At 43.8% G+C, this 26,906-nt stretch carries 25 protein-coding genes; 18 read left to right on the plus strand and 7 right to left on the minus strand.

Features of this window, described 5'->3' with window-relative positions:
- Positions 1-43: 43 nt before the first annotated feature.
- Genes ACHBIF_RS05400 through ACHBIF_RS05410 form a run of 3 tightly spaced genes read right to left on the minus strand, consistent with a single transcriptional unit; the run spans position 44 to position 3,442 of the window.
- Positions 44-1,384 (minus strand): MATE family efflux transporter, encoded by a 1,341-nt coding sequence (locus tag ACHBIF_RS05400; RefSeq protein ID WP_394719156.1) that lies wholly within the window; start codon positions 1,382-1,384, stop codon positions 44-46.
- Positions 1,385-1,431: 47 nt separating this feature from the next.
- Positions 1,432-2,097 carry a potassium channel family protein gene (locus ACHBIF_RS05405; protein ID WP_394719158.1) on the minus strand — a complete coding sequence of 222 codons (666 nt, stop codon included), beginning with the start codon at positions 2,095-2,097 and terminating at the stop codon, positions 1,432-1,434.
- A 10-nt stretch (positions 2,098-2,107) separates the two neighbouring features.
- Positions 2,108-3,442 (minus strand): TrkH family potassium uptake protein, encoded by a 1,335-nt coding sequence (locus ACHBIF_RS05410; RefSeq protein ID WP_105110214.1) that lies wholly within the window; start codon positions 3,440-3,442, stop codon positions 2,108-2,110.
- A gap of 207 nt (positions 3,443-3,649) precedes the next feature.
- Between ACHBIF_RS05410 and asnA the strand changes: the two genes are divergently transcribed.
- The 3 genes from asnA (at position 3,650) to ACHBIF_RS05425 (ending at position 6,902) form a co-directional block, all read left to right on the plus strand.
- Positions 3,650-4,642 (plus strand): aspartate--ammonia ligase, encoded by a 993-nt coding sequence (gene asnA / locus ACHBIF_RS05415; protein WP_125265339.1) that lies wholly within the window; start codon positions 3,650-3,652, stop codon positions 4,640-4,642.
- Between the two features lie 131 nt (positions 4,643-4,773).
- Positions 4,774-6,621 carry a translational GTPase TypA gene (gene typA, locus ACHBIF_RS05420; RefSeq protein WP_394719161.1) on the plus strand — a complete coding sequence of 616 codons (1,848 nt, stop codon included), beginning with the start codon at positions 4,774-4,776 and terminating at the stop codon, positions 6,619-6,621.
- 20 nt (positions 6,622-6,641) lie between these two features.
- Complete coding sequence (locus ACHBIF_RS05425) at positions 6,642-6,902, plus strand: DUF3165 family protein (protein ID WP_105110211.1); 261 nt, start codon at positions 6,642-6,644, stop codon at positions 6,900-6,902.
- Between the two features lie 72 nt (positions 6,903-6,974).
- Here the strand turns inward: ACHBIF_RS05425 and ACHBIF_RS05430 are convergent, their stop codons facing one another.
- Complete coding sequence (locus ACHBIF_RS05430) at positions 6,975-8,177, minus strand: mechanosensitive ion channel (protein WP_394719163.1); 1,203 nt, start codon at positions 8,175-8,177, stop codon at positions 6,975-6,977.
- 196 nt (positions 8,178-8,373) lie between these two features.
- Between ACHBIF_RS05430 and murD the strand changes: the two genes are divergently transcribed.
- The 12 genes from murD to ileS all read left to right on the plus strand — a co-directional run bounded on the left by murD (position 8,374) and on the right by ileS (position 21,176).
- Positions 8,374-9,729 carry a UDP-N-acetylmuramoyl-L-alanine--D-glutamate ligase gene (murD, locus tag ACHBIF_RS05435; protein WP_172022183.1) on the plus strand — a complete coding sequence of 452 codons (1,356 nt, stop codon included), beginning with the start codon at positions 8,374-8,376 and terminating at the stop codon, positions 9,727-9,729.
- A complete protein-coding gene (locus tag ACHBIF_RS05440) occupies positions 9,726-10,814 on the plus strand; it encodes a UDP-N-acetylglucosamine--N-acetylmuramyl-(pentapeptide) pyrophosphoryl-undecaprenol N-acetylglucosamine transferase (protein WP_394719165.1) in 1,089 nt (362 codons plus the stop codon). The genes murD and ACHBIF_RS05440 overlap by 4 nt, the downstream gene beginning before the upstream one ends.
- Entirely contained in the window at positions 10,798-11,901 is a 1,104-nt protein-coding gene (locus ACHBIF_RS05445; protein ID WP_394719167.1) for a cell division protein FtsQ/DivIB, read from the plus strand. Before ACHBIF_RS05440 ends, ACHBIF_RS05445 begins: the two co-directional genes overlap by 17 nt.
- 151 nt (positions 11,902-12,052) lie before the next feature.
- Complete coding sequence (gene ftsA, locus ACHBIF_RS05450; protein ID WP_105110206.1) at positions 12,053-13,429, plus strand: cell division protein FtsA; 1,377 nt, start codon at positions 12,053-12,055, stop codon at positions 13,427-13,429.
- Between the two features lie 26 nt (positions 13,430-13,455).
- On the plus strand, positions 13,456-14,706 hold the full coding sequence (gene ftsZ / locus ACHBIF_RS05455; RefSeq protein ID WP_105110205.1) for a cell division protein FtsZ: 1,251 nt from the start codon (positions 13,456-13,458) through the stop codon (positions 14,704-14,706).
- Between the two features lies 1 nt (position 14,707).
- A complete protein-coding gene (locus tag ACHBIF_RS05460) occupies positions 14,708-15,388 on the plus strand; it encodes a YggS family pyridoxal phosphate-dependent enzyme (protein ID WP_394719170.1) in 681 nt (226 codons plus the stop codon).
- Between the two features lie 2 nt (positions 15,389-15,390).
- Positions 15,391-15,957, plus strand: coding sequence for a cell division protein SepF (locus tag ACHBIF_RS05465; protein ID WP_238140793.1), 567 nt, complete (start codon positions 15,391-15,393; stop codon positions 15,955-15,957).
- Positions 15,958-15,963: 6 nt separating this feature from the next.
- The gene (locus ACHBIF_RS05470; RefSeq protein ID WP_105110203.1) at positions 15,964-16,221 is read left to right on the plus strand and encodes a YggT family protein; all 258 of its coding nucleotides are present in this window, start codon (positions 15,964-15,966) and stop codon (positions 16,219-16,221) included.
- The gene (locus ACHBIF_RS05475; RefSeq protein WP_105110202.1) at positions 16,218-17,009 is read left to right on the plus strand and encodes an RNA-binding protein; all 792 of its coding nucleotides are present in this window, start codon (positions 16,218-16,220) and stop codon (positions 17,007-17,009) included. Before ACHBIF_RS05470 ends, ACHBIF_RS05475 begins: the two co-directional genes overlap by 4 nt.
- Before the next feature lie 8 nt (positions 17,010-17,017).
- Complete coding sequence (locus ACHBIF_RS05480; protein WP_105110201.1) at positions 17,018-17,698, plus strand: DivIVA domain-containing protein; 681 nt, start codon at positions 17,018-17,020, stop codon at positions 17,696-17,698.
- 234 nt (positions 17,699-17,932) lie between these two features.
- Positions 17,933-18,373, plus strand: coding sequence for a GNAT family N-acetyltransferase (locus tag ACHBIF_RS05485; RefSeq protein ID WP_105123562.1), 441 nt, complete (start codon positions 17,933-17,935; stop codon positions 18,371-18,373).
- A gap of 13 nt (positions 18,374-18,386) precedes the next feature.
- A complete protein-coding gene (gene ileS, locus ACHBIF_RS05490) occupies positions 18,387-21,176 on the plus strand; it encodes an isoleucine--tRNA ligase (RefSeq protein WP_394719174.1) in 2,790 nt (929 codons plus the stop codon).
- Between the two features lie 64 nt (positions 21,177-21,240).
- Here ileS and ACHBIF_RS05495 read toward each other — a convergent pair whose 3' ends face one another.
- Both ACHBIF_RS05495 and ACHBIF_RS05500 read right to left on the minus strand, forming a co-directional pair.
- Positions 21,241-21,549 carry a DUF1827 family protein gene (locus tag ACHBIF_RS05495; RefSeq protein WP_105110199.1) on the minus strand — a complete coding sequence of 103 codons (309 nt, stop codon included), beginning with the start codon at positions 21,547-21,549 and terminating at the stop codon, positions 21,241-21,243.
- Positions 21,550-21,611: 62 nt separating this feature from the next.
- Complete coding sequence (locus ACHBIF_RS05500) at positions 21,612-22,067, minus strand: NUDIX hydrolase (protein ID WP_394719176.1); 456 nt, start codon at positions 22,065-22,067, stop codon at positions 21,612-21,614.
- 156 nt (positions 22,068-22,223) lie between these two features.
- Between ACHBIF_RS05500 and ACHBIF_RS05505 the strand changes: the two genes are divergently transcribed.
- Positions 22,224-23,222 carry an MBL fold metallo-hydrolase gene (locus tag ACHBIF_RS05505; RefSeq protein WP_105110197.1) on the plus strand — a complete coding sequence of 333 codons (999 nt, stop codon included), beginning with the start codon at positions 22,224-22,226 and terminating at the stop codon, positions 23,220-23,222.
- A gap of 169 nt (positions 23,223-23,391) precedes the next feature.
- Here ACHBIF_RS05505 and ACHBIF_RS05510 read toward each other — a convergent pair whose 3' ends face one another.
- Positions 23,392-25,644: an AAA family ATPase gene (locus ACHBIF_RS05510; RefSeq protein ID WP_172059564.1), complete on the minus strand. Its 2,253-nt coding sequence runs from the start codon at positions 25,642-25,644 to the stop codon at positions 23,392-23,394.
- Between the two features lie 223 nt (positions 25,645-25,867).
- Here ACHBIF_RS05510 and ACHBIF_RS05515 point away from each other — a divergent pair, with 223 nt between their 5' ends.
- Together ACHBIF_RS05515 and ACHBIF_RS05520 are read left to right on the plus strand one after the other, a co-directional pair.
- Entirely contained in the window at positions 25,868-26,098 is a 231-nt protein-coding gene (locus ACHBIF_RS05515; RefSeq protein ID WP_105123499.1) for a DUF1797 family protein, read from the plus strand.
- A gap of 127 nt (positions 26,099-26,225) precedes the next feature.
- Positions 26,226-26,906, plus strand: coding sequence for an amino acid ABC transporter permease (locus tag ACHBIF_RS05520; protein WP_105110194.1), 681 nt, complete (start codon positions 26,226-26,228; stop codon positions 26,904-26,906).

The raw sequence follows: 26,906 nt of genomic DNA on the forward strand, positions 1-26,906 counted from the left end.
AAAGTTTGACCAATTTCCCAAAACAAAAACACCCAGTATCGAACTAGGTGTTTGCCATGGCTTGTTTAAGCCGTTTTCTGTAAATCAGGCTACTAGGTATGAGGACGAGAATGCTGCCAATCCAGGCTGCAGGATTAGCGGCCGCAACGCCATTGAAGCCGAAATAGTGGAGGCCAACAATGGCCACGAGAGCCCGCATAATCAATTCTCCGAAACCAGCCAGCATAGGTACGGCACCATTTCCCAGCCCCTGGATGAAGCTCCTAAGGATAAAGAGGCTGGCCACAATCCAATAACAGGAGGCATTGATGATGTAGTAGGCCAGTGCCAAGTCAAGAACGGTCTCGCTGGCGTCTGCGATGAAGAGACCTGAGAAGAACCGATTTCCCCAGATAAGAACAAGAGCGAACAAGATAGACCAGGCCAAACTGATATAGAGGGTCTTTTTGACCCCTTCCAAAATGCGGTCATATAGTTTAGCACCATAGTTTTGGGCCGTAAAGGTTGAGATGGCCAGTCCCAGATTCACCATGGGCAACATGGCCAATTGGTCCGTTCGTAGGGCAATGGATTGGGCAGCGATGGCATCGGTTCCCAACTGGTTCATCATGACCTGGAAGGTCAAGGAGCCAATGGCAATAACGCTGGCCTGTAATCCCATTGGAAAGCCAATATTGGCATGTTTGATTAACTCCTCTTTTTCAAGCTTCAAATCGCCTGGTTTTAAGTGGTAATGGGGAATTTTTCTCTTGATGTAAATGATGAGGAATATAACGGAGAAGGCCTGGGCCAAGACTGTTGCAAAGCCAGCTCCGAAGATGCCCCATTTCATGGTTAAAATAAAGAAAAAGTCAAGGCCGATATTGATGATGCAGGCGATGATGAGGGCGATAAGCGGAGTTCGCGAATCTCCCAGACTACGGATGGCACTGGACAAATAGTTATAAAAGATGGTAAAGGTCATTCCGCCATAGATAGCTAGAAGGAAGTCGTGGGCGTGCTCGATGATATCAGCAGGTGTCTGCATGAGTTCCAGGGTTGGGCGGAGAAAAAGAAGGGAGACCGTCGTCAGTACCAAACTAACGATGGCAGCATAGAAAAGTCCGTGAACAAAGCTTTTCTTGAGGCCAATCAAGTCCCCTGCACCAAAGCGTTGGGCACTAATAATGGTGAGGCCATTAGTTAAGCCTTGGGCAAAGCCTAGAATCAAAAATGTCAGCCCAACAGTGGCACCTACACTTGCAAAGGCCGTTGTCCCAAGGGTATGGCCAACAATCATGCTATCAGCAAAATTGTAGGTTAACTGGAAAAAGGAGCCGATTAAGAGAGGGATAGCAAATTGTAAAATAACAGTTAAGGGTTTCCCCTTGGTCAAATCGTTCATATAATCTCCTTAAAATATGAATGATAAATCAGTCAAAACCTGTCACCTTATCCTGTGAACTCTTCAAAATGATCGACCGTGTTGTGGTCCGTTACAGCCATAACGACCTCGTCTTCATTGAAAACATAGTCAGGCGATAACTGGATATTGAGTTCCTTGGTGGTTTTGAGGCGGTAGCCGATAATGTTCATCTTGTAGTTCTGACGCAGTTGCAAATCTGCCAAAGTCTTGCCCAGCCATTTTTTAGGTGGGTGAAACTCAACAATGGACACGTTACCATCCAGCTGGACTAGGTCCGTCGTATTGCGGTGGAGGAGGTGCTTGGCCAGGGAAACGCCTGTTTCTCTTTCTGGTGAAATAATCTTATCAGCACCAATTTTTAAGAGGACCTCTTTAGCGGTCTTGCTCTTCACCTTTGCGATGACCTTTGGAACACCCAGTGCCTTACAGTGGAGGACGGCTAGGACGCTAGACTCCAAATTGTCACCTGTTGCGACGACGACGGTATCACAGCTGTCAATACCTGCGGCCCGCAAGAGGGATTTATCAGTGATATCTCCGACAATACCGCGGGACAGGATGGGCTCCAATTGGTTGATTTGATTTTCATGATTATCGACGGCGATAATGTTGCAGTTGTAGGGATGTAGGGTCTTAGCGATAGTGGTACCAAAAACGCCTAGACCTAAAATACCGATAGTAAATGATGACATGGTTTCTCCTTTAAACAATCATGGTTGATTTTGCATATTGTAATTTATCCTTCTTGTCAGGTTTGTGACTAGATAGACTGACTAGAATGGAGATAGGGCCGATTCTGCCAAAGAACATCAGGAACATGATGATAACTTTTCCAGCCAAACTGAGGAAGGGGGTTAAATTGGCTGTCACACCGACCGTTGCCAGGGCTGACATGACCTCAAACATGAGGAAAATCAAAGGTTGCTTAGCATCTGTCACACTGAGTCCAGCCAAGCCTAAGATAAAGACAGACGTAAAGACGATGAAGGTTGCAAATGCCTTGCGGATGGTCAGATGGTCAATGGTATGGTGGTTGAAATTAGTATGGGGAAGCCCCAGAATTTCGCTGCGTGCATAGAGTAAAAGCGTTAGGAAGGCTGTGATTTTAATACCTCCTGCCGTACCACCAGGGGCTCCTCCCAGCATCATTTGGAAGATATAGAGGAGGAGGGTGATAGGTTCGGCCTTGGTATAATCAATACTGGCAAAGCCTGCTGTCCGCATGGTCACCGTTTGGAAAAAACTGGTCAATAGTTTGTTGCCCAGCGACATGGAGCCAATAGTGGCAGGATTATTGTATTCTGTGATAAAGGTTAAGACTGTCCCCGCTGCAAGAATGAGTACAGTCAGAGCCAGCACTACCTTGGTATGGAAATGGAGTTTTCTGTGGTGGAATTTCTTGCCTATTTGAGAACGTAAGTCAAACCAGACGGAAAATCCCAATCCTCCCATGATAATCAGAGCAGCCAAGGTTAGATTGATGAGGGGATTTTCAGCGTACTGGACGATGCTGCTGGCCCCTAAATTATCAAAACCAGCATTACAGAAGGCAGAGACAGCCACAAAGACAGAAGAAAATAGACCGTCCTTCCAGCCGTATTCTGGAACAAATTGAAAGGCCAGGAAGAAGGCGCCCAGGGCCTCACTGGCAAAGGTAAAGGCAAAGACAGATTTGATAAAGCTGGAAAAATGCTTGGTGTCCGTTCGCGACAGGGCCTCCTGTAAGGTAGAAGCATTGACAAAACTCAATTTCCGTCCTCCTCGAAGGGAGAAGAGACCGATAAAACTAATTAAGCTCAATCCGCCGATTTGAATCAGGACCATACAAATCAATTGTCCAAACATGTTGTAGGTTTCAGCCACAGGCTTGGTAAATAACCCCGTCACGCAGACCATGGATACCGTAGTAAACAAATGGTCCAGGTAGCTAGCAGTAGAGCTAGCCTTTTGAGCAATTGGTAAACTGAGCAAAAATGAGCCAACCAGAATTACAGCTAGGAAACTGGCGATAATCCGTTGACTAGGTGAAAATTTCATTTTCAAAGCCCCATTCTATTCTATAAAATATGAAGCCATTTTAGCATAATTTTTCCAAAAAGTAAGGAAAGAAGTGGCGAGAAAGCAGAAGAACCAGCATTTTGGAAGAAATAATTCATTAAATTTTCAGAATATTTAATAAAATCCTTTACAAGTCGATGAAAATGGGTATAATAGGGAGTATAGAAAAAATTAGGAGGTTTAGGTATGAAGAAAAGTTTCATTCAGCAGCAAGAGGAGATTTCTTTCGTCAAGAATACATTTACCCAGTATTTGAAAGACAAGCTAGAAATCGTTGAAGTGCAGGGACCGATTTTGAGTCGTGTCGGGGATGGTATGCAGGATAATTTGTCTGGCGTGGAAAATGCCGTTACCGTTAATGTCAAACTGATTCCAGATGCGACCTACGAGGTAGTGCATTCCCTTGCAAAATGGAAGCGTCATACCTTGGCTCGTTTCGGTTTCAATGAAGGCGAGGGACTCTTTGTCCACATGAAGGCTCTCCGCCCGGATGAAGAGGATTTGGATGCCATCCACTCGGTCTATGTAGACCAATGGGATTGGGAAAAGGTTATTCCAGCTGGTCGGAGAAATCTGGCCTATCTGAAGGAAACAGTTGAGCAGATTTACAAGGCCATCCGCCTGACGGAGTTGGCAGTTGAGGCGCGTTACGATATTGAGTCTGTCCTGCCCAAGAAAATTACCTTTATCCACACAGAAGATTTGGTCAAGAATTTTCCTGATTTGACACCTAAGGAACGTGAGAATGTTGTTGCCAAAGAATACGGTGCTGTTTTCCTCATCGGTATCGGTGGTGAATTGGCCGATGGCAAGCCACATGATGGTCGCGCACCTGACTACGATGACTGGACGACACCGTCAGAAGGTTCTTACAAGGGTCTCAACGGAGATATTTTGGTCTGGAATGAAGCTCTAGGTTCTGCCTTTGAATTGTCCTCAATGGGCATTCGGGTGGACCAAGATGCTCTCAAACGCCAAGTAGCTATTACCGGCGATGAGGCTCGTTTGGCCTATGATTGGCATCGTGCTCTCTTGGACGGCCAGTTTCCGCTATCTATCGGTGGTGGTATTGGACAATCGCGTCTGGCCATGTTTCTCCTTCGTAAAAAACATATCGGTGAGGTTCAATCCAGCGTCTGGCCACAAGAAGTCCGAGATAGATTTGAAAATATTTTGTAAGAGATTGGTGACAATCTCTTTTCTTTCGCTTTCATTGACTCATTGAAAACATTTACAACATGATTATCTGTGATTTTTGCGCCAAACTGTGATATACTTTTTTAGTTACATTAAATGATTTAGAGGATAATATGACAAAACTTAGAGAAGACATCCGTAACGTTGCTATTATTGCCCACGTTGACCACGGAAAAACAACCCTCGTTGATGAGCTTTTGAAGCAGTCACAAACCCTTGATGAGCGTACGCAGTTAGACGAGCGTGCCATGGACTCAAACGACATCGAAAAAGAGCGTGGGATTACTATCCTTGCTAAAAACACTGCTGTAGCTTATAACGGTACTCGTATCAACATCATGGACACACCGGGACACGCGGACTTTGGTGGTGAGGTTGAGCGAATCATGAAAATGGTTGACGGTGTTGTCCTTGTCGTAGATGCCTACGAAGGGACCATGCCACAGACCCGTTTCGTATTGAAAAAAGCCCTTGAGCAAAACTTGACACCAATCGTGGTTGTGAACAAAATCGATAAACCATCTGCTCGTCCAGAAGAAGTAGTGGACGAAGTGCTTGAGCTCTTCATCGAGCTTGGTGCGGATGATGACCAGTTGGAATTCCCAGTTGTTTACGCATCTGCTATCAACGGAACATCTTCTCTGTCAGACAATCCAGCTGACCAAGAAGAAACAATGGCACCAATATTCGATACCATCATCGAGCACATTCCAGCTCCAGTTGATAACTCAGACGAGCCACTTCAGTTCCAGGTTTCGCTCTTGGATTATAACGACTTCGTTGGTCGTATCGGTATCGGCCGTGTCTTCCGTGGTACGGTAAAAGTTGGTGACCAAGTTACCCTTTCTAAACTCGACGGTACAACGAAGAACTTCCGCGTAACTAAGCTCTTCGGTTTCTTTGGCCTTGAGCGCAAGGAAATCCAAGAAGCTAAGGCAGGTGACTTGATTGCCGTTTCTGGTATGGAAGACATCTTCGTTGGTGAGACGGTAACTCCTACTGATGCGGTAGAAGCACTCCCAGTTCTTCGTATCGATGAGCCAACTCTTCAAATGACTTTCTTGGTCAACAACTCACCATTTGCAGGTCGTGAAGGTAAGTGGGTAACTTCTCGTAAAATCGAAGAGCGTCTTTTGGCAGAATTGCAGACAGATGTTTCTCTCCGTGTAGAAGCGACTGATTCACCAGACAAATGGACGGTTTCTGGTCGTGGTGAATTGCACCTGTCTATCTTGATTGAAACCATGCGTCGGGAAGGCTATGAACTTCAAGTATCTCGTCCAGAGGTTATCATCAAGGAAATCGACGGCGTGAAAATGGAGCCATTCGAGCGCGTGCAAATCGATACTCCTGAAGAATACCAAGGTTCTGTTATCCAATCCCTTTCTGAGCGTAAGGGTGATATGTTGGATATGGTTTCAACAGGTAATGGCCAAACTCGTCTTGTTTTCCTTGTACCTGCGCGTGGTTTGATTGGTTATTCAACAGAATTCCTTTCTATGACTCGTGGTTACGGCATCATGAACCATACTTTTGACCAATACTTGCCAGTTGTCCAAGGTGAAATTGGTGGTCGTCACCGTGGTGCCCTTGTTTCTATCGATCAAGGTAAGGCAACTACTTACTCTATCATGCGTATTGAAGAACGTGGTACCATCTTTGTCAACCCAGGTACTGAAGTGTACGAAGGAATGATTATCGGTGAAAACTCACGTGAAAATGACTTGACCGTTAACATCACGACCGCTAAACAGATGACAAACGTTCGTTCAGCTACCAAAGACCAAACGTCTGTAATTAAGACACCACGTATCTTGACCCTTGAAGAATCTCTTGAATTCTTGAATGACGATGAGTACATGGAAGTAACACCAGAATCTATCCGTTTGCGTAAGCAAGTTCTCAATAAGGCAGAACGTGATAAGGCTGCCAAGAAGAAAAAATTAGCAACTGAAGAATAGAAATCTCAAAGGGGATGGTCATGTTTTATCTGATACTAGCAATATTATTGGTGCTCTTTTATATCTTTTTAGCCCCCAATAATGTACGAGGGACTATCAACCTCATGGTAGCAGTTGTTGCCGTTGTAGCCCTCTTCATCTTTTTAATGCTAGCCTTCCTAAAAATCTTGCAGGTATCTTCAGATATTTGGGTAGGATTTATCGTCATCTTCATCGGCCTATGGGCCATGAGAGACATCTATTATTTAGATAAACCGAGTCGAAAAACAGTGAGAAAATAAGAAGAAGCAGGATTGGAAAGAGTCCTGCTTTTTTGTTATATTAAAAGCCCGACTTACTGTTGAGCTAAGATATTATTCTTTATCAATTTTCTTTTCTAATTTTTCCAATTGTTTGGCTGCGAAGTCACGACCACCGAGACCGAAGGCCAGGGCAAAGGCAACAGCCAAGGCTCCCAGAATAATCGTGAAGGTCGATTGAACGATATTCTGTGCGAATTTCAATTGGTCAAGAGCCATGAAGGCTGCAAAGACAATGAGGCCATAGCGGACAAGGCCAGCTAGGAAGGCATTGTTGGTCACCTTGCTCAAGAAACCAGATAGAATGTTGCCACCAATGACTGCCAAAACAAGAATGGCAATGGCACTAATCAGGGACGGAAGGTAGGCAAGAATGGCTGTACCAACAGCGTTAAAGACTTGCAGGTTAAGAACTTGGATAGCTTGAACAAAGAAGAATACAATAATGATGCCACGAACCAATTGAGCCAGGATAGAGGAAAGTTGGAAGTTGGCATCTTCTTTGTTTGTCAAATACTTAGAGTAGGCATTGATACCAGCAGTTTCAAGAAGATTTTCCAAGAGGTTGCCCAAGAGCTTGGCAATGAAGCTACCAAGAGCGACTAGGACAAGGGCTACCAGGATATTTGGAAGGAAGCCAATGACCTGGTTGAGAATGGTGACGATTGGTTGAGAAATGCTGGTGATACCCAGAGTTTCCAAGGCCAAGGTCAAGATTGGAATGAAGATAAGAACGTAAACGACTGTTGCTAAGACAGTGATGAGTTGTTTAGTGTCAAATGGCAATTTTTCTTGGCCAGTAACCTTGGTGTACCATTTGTCAATTTCCAGACGCTCCAAGAAGGCTTTCAGAAGACCCTTAATGAAGTTACAGAAGAAGGTTCCTACAAAGAGAATCAATCTAGCTGCAATCAAATTAGGAATAAAGGCAAAGAATTTTTGGAACATGCTCGAAATCGGGTCAACAGTACTGCTGATATTCAAGCCCGAAAGGATAGAAGGTAGGAAGAAGAGAATGACCAAGAAATAAACCAGTTGACCGAGGTTTTTAATGATGGCCTGTCCATTATCTTCCGGCTTGAGGACACCCCATTTTTGCAATTTTTGAGCAAATTGAATCTTGTTCAAACCAGCCAGGGTTAATTTACGCAGGAGACCTGCAAGGACAAAGGCAATGATCAAGAGAACGATCATGCGGACAACTCCTGGCAAGGCCGAAACCAAGGGCAGGAAGAGTGTATCGAAAATATTAGACATATAGATACTCCTTAAAAATATATTTCTATTTTAGTCTAACATTTTTATAGGTAGGGTGCAAAGAAAACGCTTTACAGTCTGCTTTTTGTGGGATAAAAGGTAGTATAGGAGGCGTTAGCTTGTTGCTATGGCTTGAAAAAGCCGGGCTTTCAAGGTAAAATAAAGTGTTAGAAAGTTGAGAGATAGGAATTGTCAGATGAAACAAATTGATAGTGTCAGAAATAAAAAGGTCCTGGTTCTGGGACTGGCTAAGTCAGGCGAGTCGGCAGCTCGCTTGCTCCACCAGCTCGGTGCCATTGTTACAGTCAATGACGGCAAGCCGTTTGAGGATAATCCCACAGCTCAATCTCTCCTGGAAGAGGGGATTCGTGTCATCTGTGGCAGCCACCCCCTAGAATTATTGGATGAAGAATTTGCCCTCATGGTGAAAAATCCAGGTATTCATTATCAAAATCCTATGGTAGAGAAGGCCTTGAAAAAAGGGATTCCAGTTTGGACAGAGGTGGAGCTGGCCTATTTGATTTCAGAAGCGCCGATAGTGGGTATCACAGGTTCAAATGGCAAGACCACGACTACGACCATGATTGCGGAAGTTCTCAATGCTGGCGATACATCTGCTAAACTGTGTGGGAATATCGGTTATCCAGCCTCATCAGTGGCTCAAACAGCGACAGAAGAGGACACCTTGGTCATGGAATTGTCTTCCTTCCAGCTTATGGGGACGGAGTCCTTCCGACCACACATTGCTGTAATTACCAACTTGATTGCCAGCCATATTGATTACCATGGGACCTTTGATGCCTATGTTGCTGCAAAATGGATGATTCAGCGTCAGATGACGGCTGACGATTTTATTGTGCTGAATTTTAATCAGCAGGAAGCCAAGGATTTGGCTGCTCAGACTTTAGCGACCGTGGTGCCTTTTTCTACGCTAGAGGTGGTAGATGGGGCTTATTTGGCAGAAGGCAAGCTGTATTTCAAGGGTGAATATATCATGGATGCTGATCAGATTGGTGTTCCCGGCTCGCACAATGTTGAAAATGCCCTGGCGACGATTGCGGTTGCCAAGTTACTGGGTGTGGCGAATCAGTCTATCCAGGAAAGTTTGGCTGCCTTTGGTGGTGTCAAACATCGCTTGCAATTTGTAGGAACGATCAATGATATTTCCTTCTACAATGACAGTAAATCTACTAATATATTAGCTACCCAAAAAGCTCTATCAGGTTTTGACAATAGCAAGGTCATTTTGATTGCCGGTGGTTTGGATCGTGGCAATGAATTTGATGACTTGGTGCCAGATTTAGTTGGATTGAAACAGATAGTGATTCTCGGTCAATCTGCTGAGAGAGTCCAGCGGGCTGCAGACAAAGCGGGAGTGGATACCATTTCAGCGACAGATATTGCTGATGCCACTCGCAAGGCCTTTGAATTGGCTCAAGCAGGAGACGTCGTTCTCCTTAGTCCTGCCAATGCAAGCTGGGATATGTATGCCAATTTTGAAGTTCGAGGGGATGTTTTCCTCGACACCTTTGAGGAGTTGAAAAACAAATGAAAAAAATCGTATTTACGGGTGGGGGAACAGTCGGTCATGTGACTCTCAACCTCCTCCTAATCCCGCGTTTTTTGGAAGAAGGCTGGGAAGTTCACTATATTGGAGATGAAAAAGGGATTGAGCATGAACAGATTAGCCAGTCTGGTCTGGACGTGACCTTCCATTCCATTGCCACAGGTAAACTGCGCCGTTACTTTAGCTGGCAGAATATGCTGGACGTCTTTAAGGTTGCCTGGGGGATTGTCCAATCCTTAGTGATTATTGGCAAAATCCGTCCTCAAGCCCTCTTTTCAAAAGGTGGTTTTGTATCCGTTCCGCCTGTCATTGCTGCCAAGGCTCTCGGCGTGCCAGTTTACATTCACGAATCAGATTTGTCTATGGGACTGGCCAATCGCATTGCCTATAAATTCGCTACAACCATGTATAGCACTTTTGAGCAACCACTGTCACTGACAAAGGTTAAACATGTGGGGGCAGTGACCAAGGTAGGTCAGACCAAGAAGAAAGTCACCCCTATTCAACTGCTGGAAATTCTGAAACAGTTTGATAAAGAGCTGCCAACTTTACTTTTTGTTGGTGGTTCGGGCGGTGCCAAGGTTTTTAATGACCTGATTAGTCAGCATAAATCGGCCTTGACCGAGCGATTTAACATTATCAATCTGACTGGAGATAGCAGTCTCAACAGTCTGGAACAGCACCTCTATCGTGTGGACTATGTGACGGAGCTCTATCAGCCCTTGATGGATTTGGCGGATGTGGTAGTGACCCGTGGTGGCTCCAATACCCTCTTTGAGTTGATTGCCATGAAAAAGCTGCATCTGATTGTCCCGCTTGGATTAAAGGCCAGTCGAGGAGACCAGATTGAGAATGCCAATTATGCGGTCAATAAGGGCTATTCACGAAAATTGGATGAAGAATTTTTGACGCTGGAGTCACTTTTTGATGAAGTGGGTTATTTGTTGACCAATAAAGACCAATTTGTCACACAAATGGAAAACTCCAATGAAATCCAGTCGGTAGATAGTTTCTATGCTATTTTGATGTCAGATATTGAGGGTGGAGGTGCCAATGGGCCACAAAGATGAACAACTGATTTCTGATGAAAACGAAAAACTTGTAGAGGTCCAAGAGATGGAGGGAACTGAAGACCAGGAGGTAGAATCTGAGTCCTTTTCAGAAGAGCAAAGTGATATAGAGCGAGCTGATGAACATTCGCATGTAGAAGGCGATGAGGAAAGTTCTTTTGAGGATGGAGAGACCGATGCTGAACCTATAGCATTGGAAGACTTGGATCCAGATGAAGCCAGCGAATTTTTCAGGAACTGGAAGGAAAAGTTCAAAGAGCACCAACAAATCCAGGAAGAGGAAATCAAGCAGGCAGAAGACCAGACAGAGACTGAAGTAACACCTGTTTCAAAAAGGTCTTTCTTTCCATTTGGACGAAAAAAAGCAGGAGAAAAGAGTAAGAAAACAGAAGCTAGAATTCCTAAGGATGCCCTCCTTAAATCTATTCCGCTTTATTTAGCTGGGCTCCTCATCATTCTCTCTTCTGCCTATCTGATTAGCCCTTTTGGTAAATTGAAAGATATTCAGGTAAAAGGAAATGAGCATATTTCGGAAGAATTGGTAAAAGAGTACAGTAATATCCATGAAAAGGACTATGTCCTATCTGTCCTTCTCAACCGAAAATCCTACACCAAGAATATCGTCAACAGAAGTAATCTAATCAAGGACGTATCTGTTCAATTCCAGCTGCCTAATCGCTTTTTGCTAGAATTAGAAGAATATAAAGAGCTTGGTTTTATCACAGAGAATAATCAATTTTACTCCATCTTATCTAGTGGCGAGGTTTCAGAGGTTCCTACTGAGGAAGAAAATATGCCTCTGAATGCAACAATGGTTCACACAACTGACAGGGAATTGTTGAAAAAAATGGCTTTACAGCTAGCTGAAATTGATGAGAATATTCGCGCCAATATCCTGACTATCGATTTGACACCTACTAAAGCAACCAAGGATTTGTTGACCTTGACCATGGCTGATGGCAACGTCGTCCTGGTGCCAGTTTCAGAGCTAGATATCAAGCTTCCCTACTATCCAAAAATTGCTCGCCAGCTCATTTTGCCGAGTATGATAGATATGGAAGTTGGAGTTTACAGTTATGCTTTATAAAGCAAGGAAATGAGAAAAAATCTTTTAGAAATAAGCATGAAAAATAGCCATTTTAGAATGTTATATGGTATAATTAAGGATGAATAATTCTATTTATCTAAAAAATGGATGCTTTTTTAAAATGAGATGAAAGTAAGAGAGGACTGACAGAATGGCTAGAAACGGCTTTTTCACGGGATTAGATATTGGTACAAGCTCCGTTAAAGTCTTGGTTGCGGAATATATTGATAATGAAATGAACGTTATTGGAGTAAGTAACGTTAAGAGTGCTGGGGTCAAGGACGGGATTATCGTTAACATTGATGTTGCAGCCGCAGCAATTAAAAAGGCCTTAGAACAGGCTGAAGAAAAATCTGGGATTCGCATCGATAAGGTAAACGTCGGTTTGCCAGCAAACCTTTTGCAAATCGAGCCTACTCAAGGGATGATTCCAGTCACAACAGATTCCCAAGAAATTACAGACTTGGACGTTGAAAATGTTGTTAAATCAGCCTTGACCAAGAGCATCACACCAGAGAGAGAAGTGATTTCTTTTATTCCAGAGGAATTTGTGGTGGATGGCTTCCAGGGAATCAAAGATCCCCGTGGAATGATGGGGATCCGTCTAGAGATGCGGGGTATGCTCTACACAGGTCCAAGAACTATTTTGCACAATCTACGTAAAACCGTTGAGAGAGCTGGAATCCAAGTTGAACATGTTGTGATTTCTCCTCTGGCCCTAACAAGGTCCGTTCTCAATGAAGGTGAACGTGAATTTGGTGCTACGGTGATTGACCTCGGTGGTGGTCAGACAACTGTTGCAGTTATGCGTGGCCAAGAGCTCCAATACACGAATATCTACCAAGAAGGTGGCGACTACATCACCAAGGATATCTCTAAAGTCCTTACTACATCTCAAAGTATTGCTGAAAATCTTAAATACAACTACGGTATCGCTTATCCAGCAGATGCAACTGAAAAAGAAACATTCACTGTTGAAGTGATTGGAGAAAGCAAGCCTGTTGAAGTAACAGAATTGTACTTGTCAGAAGTGATTGCTGCTCGTCTTCGCCAGATTTTCAATAAAATCAAACAAGATTTGGAAAGAACACGAGCATTGGAATTACCAGGCGGGATCGTTCTTGTCGGTGGTGGAGCAATTCTTCCAGGTGTTGAAGAATTAGCAGAAGAAGTTTTTGGTGTAACGACAAAAATCTTCGTACCAAATCAAATTGGTATCCGTAATCCATCCTTCGCACATGTGATTAGCCTAGTTGAGTATGTCGGTCACCTGAGTGAAGTGGAAAAAATTGCACAATATGCTGTAAACGGTGAGGCTCAGCTACGTATCAAACCAGTTGATATTCAACCAACAAGTCGAGTTCAAGTTCAACAGCCTGTAAGAGATTTTGAAGATGAAATCGCTGATGAACCGGTATATGATACGACCGTAAAACCATACGGACAAGAAGAATATGGTCAAAACGAGGAACCAAAAGTTAAGTTGACCGATCGTATCCGTGGTCTCTTTGGAAGTATGTTTGAATAATGAATGAAGGAAAAGGTAAATAATCTATGACAATTTCATTTGAAACGGCAAATACTGGTGCTGTAATTAAAGTTATTGGTGTCGGCGGTGGCGGCGGAAATGCTATCAACCGCATGATTGAAGAAGGTGTAGCTGGCGTAGAATTTATTGCGGCTAACACAGATGTTCAAGCTTTGAGCAGTTCAAAAGCTGAAACAGTCATCCAATTGGGACCTAAGTTAACTCGTGGTCTTGGTGCTGGAGGTCAACCTGAAGTTGGTCGTAAGGCTGCTGAGGAAAGCGAAGAAACTCTGAAAGAAGTTCTTTCAGGTGCAGATATGGTCTTTATTACAGCTGGTATGGGTGGAGGCTCTGGTACAGGTGCTGCACCAGTTATCGCCCGTATCGCCAAAGAGTTGGGTGCCCTTACTGTAGCAGTTGTAACTCGCCCATTTGGTTTCGAAGGAAACAAGCGTGGTAACTTTGCTATCGAAGGTATTGATGGTCTGCGTGAGCAAGTAGATACTCTCTTGATTATTTCAAACAACAACCTCCTTGAGATTGTTGATAAGAAAACTCCGCTTTTGGAAGCCTTGAGTGAAGCAGACAATGTCCTTCGTCAAGGTGTTCAAGGGATCACAGACCTCATCACTAACCCAGGTTTGATCAACTTGGACTTTGCGGATGTGAAGACTGTGATGGAAAATAAAGGCAACGCCCTTATGGGTATTGGTATCGGTACTGGTGAGGACCGTGTCATTGAGGCGGCTCGCAAGGCGATTTATTCACCATTATTGGAAACAACTATCGATGGTGCTGACGATGTCATTGTCAATGTGACCGGTGGTTACGATATGACCTTGACAGAAGCAGAAGAAGCTTCAGAAATCGTTCATCAGGCAGCCGGTCAAGGTGTAAACATTTGGTTGGGTACATCAATCGATGAATCGATGAAAGATGAAATCCGCGTAACCGTTGTTGCGACAGGTGTTCGTCAGGATGGACCTTCTGCTAAAACATCGCCATCAGGTACAACCAAACATCACCGTCCTGAGGTCGTTTCTGCAGCCCGTTCTGCGGCTCGCTTTGACTACACCTCAACACCGGCACCAACTCCTTCTTCTGTTCAACAAGCAGAAGTTCCAAAAGCTTCAGCATTTGGTGAATGGGATTTACGTCGCGAGAATTTGTTGAAATCTTCTGAGCTTGAAGCACGTCCTAGTATTTCGGTTGAGAAATTTACAGTCGAAGAAGATGAAGATGAGTTAGACACTCCACCATTCTTCAGAAATCGCTAGTATGACCATAAAAGAAAACGTTGCAAGGGTGGGCCAAGCAGTTGAACAAGCCTGTTTGGAAGCTGGTCGCCCATTAGAATCGGTAAAGGTAATAGCTGTCACAAAGTATGTTGACAGCTCTATTACTAGAGAATTGATTGAAGCTGGTGTGACAGATATTGGGGAAAATCGGGTGGACAAGTTTCTCGATAAGTACCATGCCCTGCAAGACCAGGCAGTAAGCTGGCATCTGATTGGAACCCTGCAAAGAAGAAAAGTCAAGGATGTTATCAATTTTGTTGATTACTTCCATGCCTTAGACTCTCTTAAGTTAGCAGAGGAAATTCAAAAACGGGCAAAGAAACCAATCAACTGCTTTTTACAGGTCAATGTTTCTAAAGAAGAATCAAAACATGGTTTTTACGAGGAAGAGATTGAACCGGCATTGGTTGAATTGGCTGGGTTAGATAAGGTAAGATTGGTCGGTCTCATGACCATGGCACCTATCAATGCTGATAAAGAACAGCTCAGTCAAATTTTTCATCAAACAAACGCAATCAGAGAAAGATTAGCAAATTTGAATCTCCCTAATATGCCTTTTACGGAATTAAGTATGGGAATGAGTGGAGATTTCAAGGAAGCAATTGAGGCGGGCTCGACTTTTGTTCGCATTGGGACAGCATTTTTTAGTAAGGGAGAGTAAAAGTGGCATTCAGAGATACATTTAAAAATTTTTTCACCTACTTTGAAGTGGATGATAGTGCTGAATTAGAAGATTCAACCGGCCATCAAATGCCCAATGAACAGCCCAAATTGCAAGTTGCTAAGAAAGAAGTTACAAGAGAGCAGGCTTTACCATTGGAAAAAAGAAGAGGAACTGGGAGTCATTCTTCGGAATCCGTTGCCAATATTCAACGGTTGAATGAACGGCAGCAAGAATTGCTCGCAATCAATGGTCCTGAGAGAGAGAAGAAGACAACCATCGACATTAAGTTTCCTAAGCGATACGAAGATGCACCTGAGATTGTGAATCTATTGTTAGAAAATGCAAGTATTTTAATTGATTTCCAATTTATGACAGAGCAGCAAGCTAGGAGATGTTTGGATTATCTGGATGGGGCTCGGTCAGTCTTGGCCGGAAATCTTAAAAAGGTTTCCAATTCTATGTGGCTATTGACCCCGGTTAATGTTCGGGTAAATATTGATGAGTTGAGAAATGTGAACTCTGGCCAACATTTGGACGGGCAGTTCGATTTCGATATGAAGCGGTAAGACATCATGTGGTTACTAGTACAAATCCTGCTAAAGGCTATTGATGTCTATGCAAGCATTTTATTGATTTATGCTCTCATGACTTGGTTTCCAGCTCTTGTCCAATCTAGGATTGGTCAACTAATTAGATGGCTTGTTGAGCCCATTTTGATACCGTTCAGAAGATTGAACCTACAATTTGGTGGATTCGATTTCACTATCTTGGTGGCCTATCTGTCTCTTCAAATCTTATCGAGAATTCTAATAGGATTGGTAATTTTATGAAGGATAGGCAAGTCATCCTGCAACACTATCAAAAGTCGGAGCAAGATTTTGTTGAGCGGATTTATGAAATGTGTCAATTTGTAGATAGGACTTCCATCGACAGGTTGACAGATTTTCTTAATCCAAGACAGGTCATGATTATTGAAGCAATTGCCGGGAAGTTTAATCTCTTTGCTCATTCGAGTGGGCATCATCTTCCGACGGAATATAGCAGGCTCATTATTTCAACAAGCGATCAATTGCCAGAGTTTGCTGACTATGAAATTTCGATTTTAGAAGTTGATTTTAACAGAAAGTTTCATCAGCTTAGTCATTCGCAGATTTTAGGAACACTCTTAAATCGTTTGGGTATTCAGCGGAAATTTCTGGGAGATATTTTTATCAATGATCAGGAAATTCTCCTGTTTATTGATGAAAAATTTAGCACCATTCTCTTAATGGATGTTGAAAGGATTGCCAAGGTTCCTGTAAAATGGAAGATGCGGACAGCTGAATCAGTGTGCTTGGAGCACCATATCCAGGTTGACAAGAGGGTCATTCTGGCCTCCAGTTTGCGATTGGATAAATTAGTAGCTGCTGCTTTTCAACTATCTCGTTCAGCAGTTGTGAAGCTAATTGAGTCAAACAAGGTCAAGGTTGACTATGCTGAAATTAGTCAGGTCTCAAAAACTCTTGAAATAGGTCAATTGGTTAGTGTGCGTGGCTTCGGAAGATTCCGATTGGTAGACCTGCTCGGAACATCCAAGCAGGGGAAATTTAAAATAGAAATAGAAGTGACAAAAGTATAGGGGGAAATATGGCCTTAACAACACTTGAATTAAAAGATAAGACCTTTGGGACAAAATTCAGAGGCTATAATGCTGATGAAGTTGATGAGTTTTTGGACATTGTCACCAGAGATTATGAGGAATTGGTTCGTCTGAAGCAAGAGCACGAAGCAGAATTGAAAGCCTTGCGCGAACGCCTCACTTACTTCGATCAGATGAAGGAATCGTTGAGCCAATCTGTCTTGATTGCCCAGGATACAGCTGATCGTGTAAAAGCAGCAGCGGAAGAGCGCGCCTTTAATATTAAGCAACAGGCTGAATATGATGCGCACAATCTTCTCAACGAAGCCAAAGAGAAGGCAAATGAAATACTTCGTTTGGCGACAGACAATGCTAAGAAGGTTGCAGTAGAGACTGAGGAGTTGAAGAACAAGACACGTGTTTTCCATCAACGTCTTCGCTCTACTTTGGAAAGCCAGCTTGCCCTTGTAAATAACGCTGAGTGGGAAGAAATTCTCCAACCAACGGCGTCTTATTTGCAGACAAGTGACGAAGCTTTCCGTGAGGTCCTGGTTAAAGCGATTGATGAAGATGTGGAGTTGGAAGAGTTAAACCTTGATTATACTCGCCAGCTTACAGCTGAAGAAATTGCTGAACTCAATCGCCAGGCAGCTGCTATTGAAGCAGAATTGGAACAATCAGCAGACTAATTACATACTGATGAAGCAAAAACACAACGATTATTGATAGGTTTAGCGAGCAGGTGACGGTGGAAGACTTGTACTCACTCAATAGGAGTTATCATTTTGCGTATTTTTCCTTGAACTCAAGTAGGGGAAAACGTCTGTTCACGTTACGAACGTAGAGGGATAGGGGAAACTCTGTCTAAACTAAGGTGGTACCACGAACTTTCGTCCTTATTGGCGGGAGTTTTTTTGATGCTTATGATACGATTAGAAGAAGTAACGAAAGAAAATTTTGATGCCGTGCTAGATTTAAGTCTGGCAGAGGAAGACAAGCGTAAAGTGGCTCCGGTGGAGTATTCGCTTGCTCAAGCCTGGCTTTATCGAGAGGAAGAGAGGCTCTATCCCCTGGCTGTTCGTCTTGGCAAAAGGATTGTCGGTTTTGTCCTCCTTTCGGTAGATAAGGACAGGCAAACGGTCTTGCTCTGGCGCTTGCTGATTGATAAATCCTATCAAAACAAGGGCTACGGCCAGGAGGTTATTCGACAGGTAATGGTCCTAGCTAGGCAAACATTTTCTTGCCACCAGCTAGTCACTAGCTATGTCATCGGCAATCATAAAATGCGGTACATCTTAGAAAAACTCGGTTTCCAGTCAGCTGGAATGACTGGACATGAAATAAAAATGGTAATTACCCTATAAAAAAGGAGAAATGATGAAATTAAAAGAAACACTCAATCTAGGTCAAACAGCCTTTCCAATGCGTGCAGGCTTACCAACACGTGAACCTGAATGGCAAAAAGCTTGGGACGAGGCAAACTTGTATGCCCGTCGTCAAGAACTCAACGCAGGCAAGCCAGCCTTTCATCTTCATGATGGACCTCCATACGCTAACGGAAATATCCACGTTGGGCATGCCTTGAACAAGATTTCTAAAGATATTATCGTTCGCTCTAAGTCAATGTCTGGTTTCCGTGCTCCATTTGTACCAGGTTGGGATACACACGGCCTTCCTATTGAGCAAGTCTTGGCAAAACAAGGTGTCAAACGCAAGGAAATGGACCTGGTTGAATATCTTGAAATGTGCCGTGACTACGCTCTTAGCCAGGTTGACAAACAACGGGATGACTTTAAACGCTTGGGTGTTTCTGCAGACTGGGAAAATCCATACATCACCTTGACTAAAGACTATGAAGCAGCTCAAATCCGTGTCTTCGGTGCTATGGCAGACAAGGGTTATATTTACCGTGGTGCCAAGCCTGTCTACTGGTCATGGTCATCTGAATCTGCCCTTGCAGAAGCTGAAATCGAATACCATGACATTGACTCAACATCTCTTTACTATGCTAACAAGGTCAAAGATGGCAAGGGACTCTTGGATACAGATAGCTACATCGTTGTCTGGACAACGACTCCATTTACAGTAACGGCATCTCGCGGTTTGACAATGGGAGCAGACATTGACTATGTCTTGGTTCAACCAGCTGGTTCTGAGCGTAAGTATGTCTTGGCAGAAGCCTTGGTTGATAGCTTGGCAGTTAAATTTGGTTGGGAATCCTTCGAAGTGATTTCAAAACACAAGGGTGCTGAATTTGAATATATCGTGACCGAACACCCATGGGATAGAGAAGTGGATGAATTGGTCATCTTGGGTGACCATGTTACCACAGACTCAGGTACTGGAATCGTCCATACGGCTCCAGGATTTGGTGAAGACGACTACAATGTCGGTGTCAAATATGGCTTGGAAGTTGCTGTAACTGTCAACGAACGTGGCTTGATGAATGAAGCTGCGGGTCCTGATTTTGAAGGACAATTCTATGATAAGGTTGTACCAACGGTTAAGGAAAAATTAGGCGACTTGCTCCTTGCTAGTGAAGTCATCAATCACTCCTACCCATTTGACTGGAGAACCAAGAAGCCAATCATCTGGCGTGCAGTACCGCAATGGTTTGCCTCTGTTTCTAAATTCCGTCAGGAAATCTTGGACCAAATCGAAGCAACAACTTTCAATCCATCTTGGGGTAAAACACGTCTTTACAACATGATCCGTGACCGTGGTGACTGGGTCATCTCACGTCAACGTGCTTGGGGTGTGCCGCTTCCAATCTTCTATGCAGAAGATGGTACAGCCATCATGACCAAGGAAGTTACAGACCACGTTGCTGCCCTTTTTGAAGAGCATGGTTCTATTATCTGGTGGAAATCAGAAGCAAAAGACCTCTTGCCAGCAGGCTTCACCCATCCAGGTTCACCAAATGGCGAATTTACCAAAGAAACTGACATCATGGACGTATGGTTTGACTCAGGTTCGTCTTGGAATGGCGTTATGAATGCCCGTGAAAATCTTGCCTACCCAGCAGATCTCTACCTTGAAGGTTCGGACCAATACCGTGGTTGGTTTAACTCATCTTTGATCACCTCTGTTGCTGTAAATGGTCATGCCCCATACAAAGCTATCTTGTCACAGGGCTTTGTATTGGATGGTAAAGGTATGAAGATGTCTAAATCTCTAGGGAATACAATCCTTCCAAGTGATGTAGAGAAACAGTTTGGTGCAGAAATCTTGCGTCTGTGGGTGACATCTGTGGATACTTCAAACGATGTGCGTGTGTCTATGGATATTCTTGGACAGGTTTCTGAAACCTACCGTAAAATCCGTAATACCCTTCGCTTCTTGATTGCCAACACTTCTGATTTCAATCCTGCAAGTGATGCGGTAGCTTACGAAGAGCTTCGTTCTGTTGACCAGTATCTCTTGGTGAAATTCAATAAATTAGTAGCTCAAATCCGTGAAGCCTACGACAATTATGATTTCATGGCTATTTACAAATCTGTAGTAAACTTTGTAACCCTTGATTTGTCAGCCTTCTACCTCGATTTTGCCAAAGATGTTGTCTACATTGATGGTGCTAAATCACTTGCTCGTCGTCAGATACAAACTGTCTTCTATGACATCTTGGTCAAAATTACCAAGCTCTTGACCCCAATCTTGCCACATACAGCAGAAGAAATCTGGTCATACTTGGAACACGAAGCAGAAGAGTTTGTACAATTGGCGGAAATGCCAGAGGTGGAAACCTTTGCTAATGAAGCGCAGCTTTTGGTTGATTGGGAAAACTTTATGAACTTCCGTACTCAGGCACAAAAAGCCTTGGAAGAAGCGCGTAATGAAAAAGTGATTGGTAAGTCACTCGAAGCTCATTTGACTGCCTATGTCTCAGCTGAAACCAAGTCCTTCTTGGAGAGCTTGAATGCAGACCTTGCTCAGTTGCTCATCGTTTCAAACTTGACAGTAACCACGGAAGCAGCTCCTGAAAGTGCTGTTCTGGTAGAAGAAGTTGCCTTTACTGTAGAACGTGCAGCCGGTGAAGTGTGTGATCGTTGTCGCCGTATTGACACTAGTGTTGTAGAACGCAGTTATGGTGCGACAATCTGTGACCACTGTGCAAGCGTAGTGGAAGAAAACTTTGCTGAAGCAGTAGCAACTGGATTTGAGGCATAATGATATGACAAAGTCTATCGAAAGATAGGCTTTTTCGTCTAAAAAAAGAAACCGTTCTGGTTTCTTAGATTTCGCTGACGATTGGGAAGGACATCTCAATCAATTTATCTGTGTGGATTGTGCGGATGGCTGCTTTGTTTATCTTCCGTTCATCAATCTTGCGATGAAGGAAAAAATCACGGATTTTTTCAATTTCTGACTGTTGGACAGAGCGGTATTTATTGCTGATGAGGAGTTCGTAGTGGCGGGGAGCCTGAGTGAAGATAACATCAGTATTTCCCGCAGAATAAGTCTCTACCAAAAATGCATCCGTATTGGCAAGTTGATTTTGAACCAACTGGCTATGGCTATTGGTTGTATTTATAATTTTCATGCAAAACCTCCTCTAACTCTATGACTTCATTATAGCACTATCAGCAAGATTTGACTAGTCTTTTATAGTGTTTTTTGATCTAAAATCCATTGTTGCACGCCCCATTTATGGCTACCTCGTTTTAATTTTTCAAGGGCTTCTCGGATGGGAAACCAGGCAAGATGATTAAAATCTTCTAGTGGTTGTCCGATTTGATGATAGCTTTTAACCTGGTAGATGTAGGCAGGGTTGTGGAAGTGAGTATCTCGATGGCTGGAATAAAAATATTCATCCGCCTGACCATAATAATGCCCAATTTCAGCTGTAAATCCCAGTTCTTCCATCAATTCTCTTTCCAGGGCAATGAGCTGGTTTTCGCCTTTTTCAATTTCTCCACCCGGTAAAAACCAGGCGCCATTTGGTGCTTGAACCAGGATAATCTTATCATTTTCTTCATTTGGAATAACAGCATAGACTCCCTGGCGTAATTGATAGTCGACTCCTACTTGTTTTTCTCCAAATACTGCAATCTGTTCCATATTTTCCTCGCTTGATGTTTAAGAGCTTGAATTGTTAACATTATACCATTTTTTCATTATTTTTCCTTATGGAAGATGTTATTAAGTGTAATAATTTCCAGGCTCTATAATGTGCTATACTTAGATTATGGAAAACGATTACAAAAGGAGGGGCTCATGAAGGAAATCTATCCAAATATTTATACTTTTCCCATTGTATTGCCCAATAGTCCATTGAGAGAAATCCATGTTTACGTGATAAAAAGTCCGGAAAGGTCGGTCTTGATTGACACGGGCTACAATCATCCAGAATCTTTTGAAGCTATGTTAGCAGGATTGGCTGAATTAGGATTGGAAATGAAGGATGTTGACCTGGTTTTGACCCATCTCCATGCAGATCACACAGGGCTAGCGACAAGGTTTTATCAGGCTGGCGCTAAAATTTATGCTGGTCGTGTGGATGGGATTTTGATGAATGAGATGGCAACGGGTCCTTATTGGGACAGGATGAATGATTATCGTCAGCTATATGGTATCTCCAGGGATGAGATGGCTGTGGAGGACAACCCTGGTTTCAAGTTTCATCTACCTAGTCAGGTCCCTTTTGATATCCTTGAGATTGGCAAGTATTTCAAGGTTGGAGGCTTTAAATTTGAAATTATAAATCTCCAAGGCCATACACCAGGGCACATCGGTTTATTGGACCGTCAGAAACAGCTCTTAATTGGCGGAGATACGGTTCTGGATCCGATTACTCCTAATATTACCTTTTGGGGATGGGATTATCCCAATATCCTAGGAACCTATCTAGCAACCCTGGATAAATTAAGACGAACACCGCTGCGTTTAATCTTGCCTGGCCATCGTAAGCCTATTGAAAATCATTTGGAGCGGATTGGAGTTTTAGAAACCCATCATTTTGAACGTTTACAGGAAATTTTAGATAGCATTTCGGAGGGTGAAAAGGTCACTGTCAGGGATGTATCGGCACGGATTAGTTGGCGCATTAAGGCTGATAGTTGGGAGGCCTTTCCAAAGGCTCAGAAATGGTTTGCTAGCGGTGAGACCATGGCCCACCTAGATTATTTGGTGCATACGGAACATCTAACTATGACTATAGAAGATGGCGTTGCACAGTTTGTCAAATTGCGTTCCAACATCACTCCTGTTGATTGATTTCTTCATCAGTTATAGGGCGGGCAAGGATGATTGGTTGCAAATAGGCGCTCTTGCGATCATCTCGATGTTCGCGATGATTTAGTTTTTTCTCTTTCAAAAACAGAACCTGTTCGTTTGAAACAGGCTCTGTTTTCTTTTTATAGATGAAACTAGACTGAGTATCCCTTTAGACTTCTTTGACTTTGGCGACGGTTTGCGCCTTAATCTGAATGTCTCCCTTGCTGGACATGACAGCGCGGAGATTTTTCTCCGTTGGATTTTCCAGATAGAAGTCCGTGATAGCATCTTCAATCTGGTCTTGAATGGTTCGGCGGAGCGGACGGGCACCCATTTTTGGATCATAGCCCAGGTCGACCAATTTTTCCTTGACCTTGTCTGTCACATGGAGGCTGATGCCGTTGGCAAACAAGCGCTTGTTGACATCTTCCAGCATGAGGCTGACAATTTCAAGCAGATTATCCTTACTAAGCGGCTGGAATTCGATGATACCGTCGAAACGGTTCATAAATTCTGGGCTGAAGAAGTTACCAAGCTGACCGAGGACTGATTGAGCCCGCCCTTCCATAGCAGCACCGAAACCGACAGAGGCCTCAACCTTACCAGTACCGGCATTGGAGGTCATGATAATGATAGTATCTTTGAAGGAAACAGTCCGACCTTGCCCGTCTGTCAAGCGACCGTCATCCAGGACCTGCAAGAACATGTGCATGACATCTGGATGGGCCTTTTCTACCTCATCCAGGAGAATGAGCGAGTAGGGATTGCGGCGCACTTTCTCAGTCAATTGCCCGGCCTCTTCATAGCCGACATAGCCAGGAGGGGCACCGACCAATTTGGCAACGGCGTGTTTTTCCATGTACTCAGACATATCAAAGCGAATCATACTATCAGCTGAGCCGAAGAGCTCGATGGCCAGCTGTTTAGAAAGCTCGGTCTTACCGACACCGGTTGGACCAACGAAAAGGAAGGAACCGATTGGACGGTTGGGCGCACCCAATCCGACGCGATTGCGACGAATGGCCTTGGCAATCTTATCCACGGCATCGTCTTGGCCAATCACATGAGCCTTGAGGTCGCTAGCTAGGTTGATGAGTTGAGATTGTTCTTTCTCCTTCAAATCTCCGACAGGAATATTGGTTTTCTGCTCGATAATGGCCTCAATTTCCTTCTCAGTAATGAGTGGAATGTCCTCTTCACTGATAGTCGCCTGCTGCATTTCCTTGTATTTGGCAATCTGGTCGCGGAAGTAAGCAGCTTTTTCGTAATCTTCATCACGAGTAGCCTGGGCTTTGCGATTTTCAGCATCGATCAGGCGTTGGTCAATCTCTTTCGGATCAATGAAATTGAGGGTCAGGTTCATCTTGGAACCCGCCTCATCCAATAGGTCAATGGCCTTGTCAGGCAGGAATCGGTCCTGGATGTAGCGGTTGGAAAGGACAGCTGCAGCTTCAATAGCCTGATCTGAATACTTAACGTGGTGGTAGTCCTGGTACTTAGCCTGGATGCCCTTGAGAATGGTAATGGTCTCTTCGACGCTTGGCTCCTCAACCTTGACAGGTTGCATGCGGCGTTCCAAGGCGGCGTCCTTCTCGATAATACGGTATTCATTGAGGGTGGTTGCTCCGACCAGTTGCATTTCGCCACGGGCAAGAGCTGGTTTGAGAATGTTGCCGGCATCCATGTTGCCGTCGCCAGCAGAACCTGCTCCGACAATTTCATGGATTTCGTCGATAAAGAGAATGACTTCCTTACGGTTGCGAATTTCCTCCATTAGTTTTTGCATGCGTTCTTCAAATTGTCCACGGATACCTGTTCCTTGCACTAAGCTAACAACGTCTAGGCGGATAACTTCCTTATTTTGGAGTTTATGTGGGACATCTCCGTCTACGATTTTCTGGGCCAGACCTTCGACAACGGCCGTTTTACCAACACCGGGCTCACCGATGAGGACGGGGTTGTTCTTGGTCCGGCGGTTGAGAATCTCAATTACGCGAGTGATTTCTTGGTCGCGTCCGATAACCGGGTCAATATCTCCACGGCGAGCAATCTCGGTCACGTTAATACCAAATTCTTCCAAGAGGCCGTTTGGCTGTTGCGGTGCTTGCGGGATACCTCCGCCAGGCTGATTGGAGCGGCCGCCGCCTCGGTTCCCTCCTCCAGGCTGGGTCGGAGGTGTCTGGTTGCGGTCACGTCCAGCTGGTGTGTTGTCAGGGTATCCTCCCAAATGATTGAAAAATTCACTGAAGGGATCCATGTTGTTAGGGTTGAAATCGCCTAGGCCACGGAGAATGGCGTTGTTGGGGTCAGTCTTCATGATTTGGTAGCAGTTGTGGCAGAGGTCTACCTGCTGTTGTTTGCCGTTTAGGTTGGTGTAGAGATGGATGGTTGCGTCATTGATGTTACAGTTTTTGCAGAGCATAATTCTACCTCTTTCTTTGAAAAAATGTGACCTTTGCTCAAATGGTCAATAAAGGTCAAATGTAATTTAATTATAACAAGTTTTAGGAAAAAATCAAGAAATTGCTATTTGCTAGTCTATTTGCAGAAAAATGTGCGGGTGTATGCAACAAAAACGTGTAAAAATGAGACTTTTCAGTTACTTTGTGGTAAAATATACCTATACTAAGAAGAGGAGAAAGATTATGGAATCACACTTAGTGAGAATCATCAATCGTCTGGAAGCGATGGCGGGTGATGGTGGTACCCTCAAGCGTAATTTTGAGCGTGAAGGTGTTGTCGTTGCTGAAGTTGCCTACAGCTACGATGAAGAAAATGGTTCAGTATATACCTTGCGTGATGTTGCTGCTCGTGAAACCTATACGTTTGACAGCATCGACTTGATTGCAATGGAAATCTACGAATTGTTGTACTAATAAGTAGTAGAATGCACCTTCGGGTGCTTTTTAGTTTAAATGATGAATATTTTAGACAGGGATGTTGCATATTTATTCACGACGTGGTATAGTAGTGAGTATATGAAAAAATGGAGTAGTGGATGAAATGAATTTTTCTTTTTTGAATGATTATATTGCTTATTTTAATTATGGGGCCTTGGTAACTCTCATCATTGCCAGTTTTGTCGTGCTTTTCGGGAGCATCATCGGTGTCTTGTTAGCCTTTGCCCAGCGGAGCAAGTATAAAATCTTGGCTTGGTTTGCCAATATCTATGTATGGATTTTTCGTGGTACGCCAATGGTGGTGCAGATTATGATTGGTTTTACCATGACACACATTGCGGCACCGACCTTCCAGTTGGGGATTTTGTCTGTTGACTTGACCCGTCTTTTACCAGGTATTATTATCCTATCGATGAACTCAGGTGCCTATGTGTCAGAGGTGGTCCGGGCAGGTATCAACGCGGTTCCTAAAGGGCAGCTGGAGGCGGCCTATTCTCTAGGGATTAGACCAAAACAGGCCATGCGTTATGTCATCATGCCACAGGCCATTAAGAATATCCTTCCAGCTTTGGGAAATGAATTTGTGACCATTGTCAAAGATAGCTCACTCCTGTCTACGATTGGGGTTATGGAGCTTTGGAATGGGGCAACGACGGTTTCGTCTACGACTTATATTCCTTTGGAGCCACTGATTTTTGCAGCATTTTATTACTTGATTTTGACCAGCTTGCTGACGCTTGTCATCCAGCATTTTGAGAAGAAAATGAACAAGGGAGGCCATTAA

The sequence above is a fragment of the Streptococcus sp. A11 genome (assembly GCF_043674225.1).
Taxonomy (GTDB): Bacteria; Bacillota; Bacilli; order Lactobacillales; family Streptococcaceae; genus Streptococcus; species Streptococcus suis_V.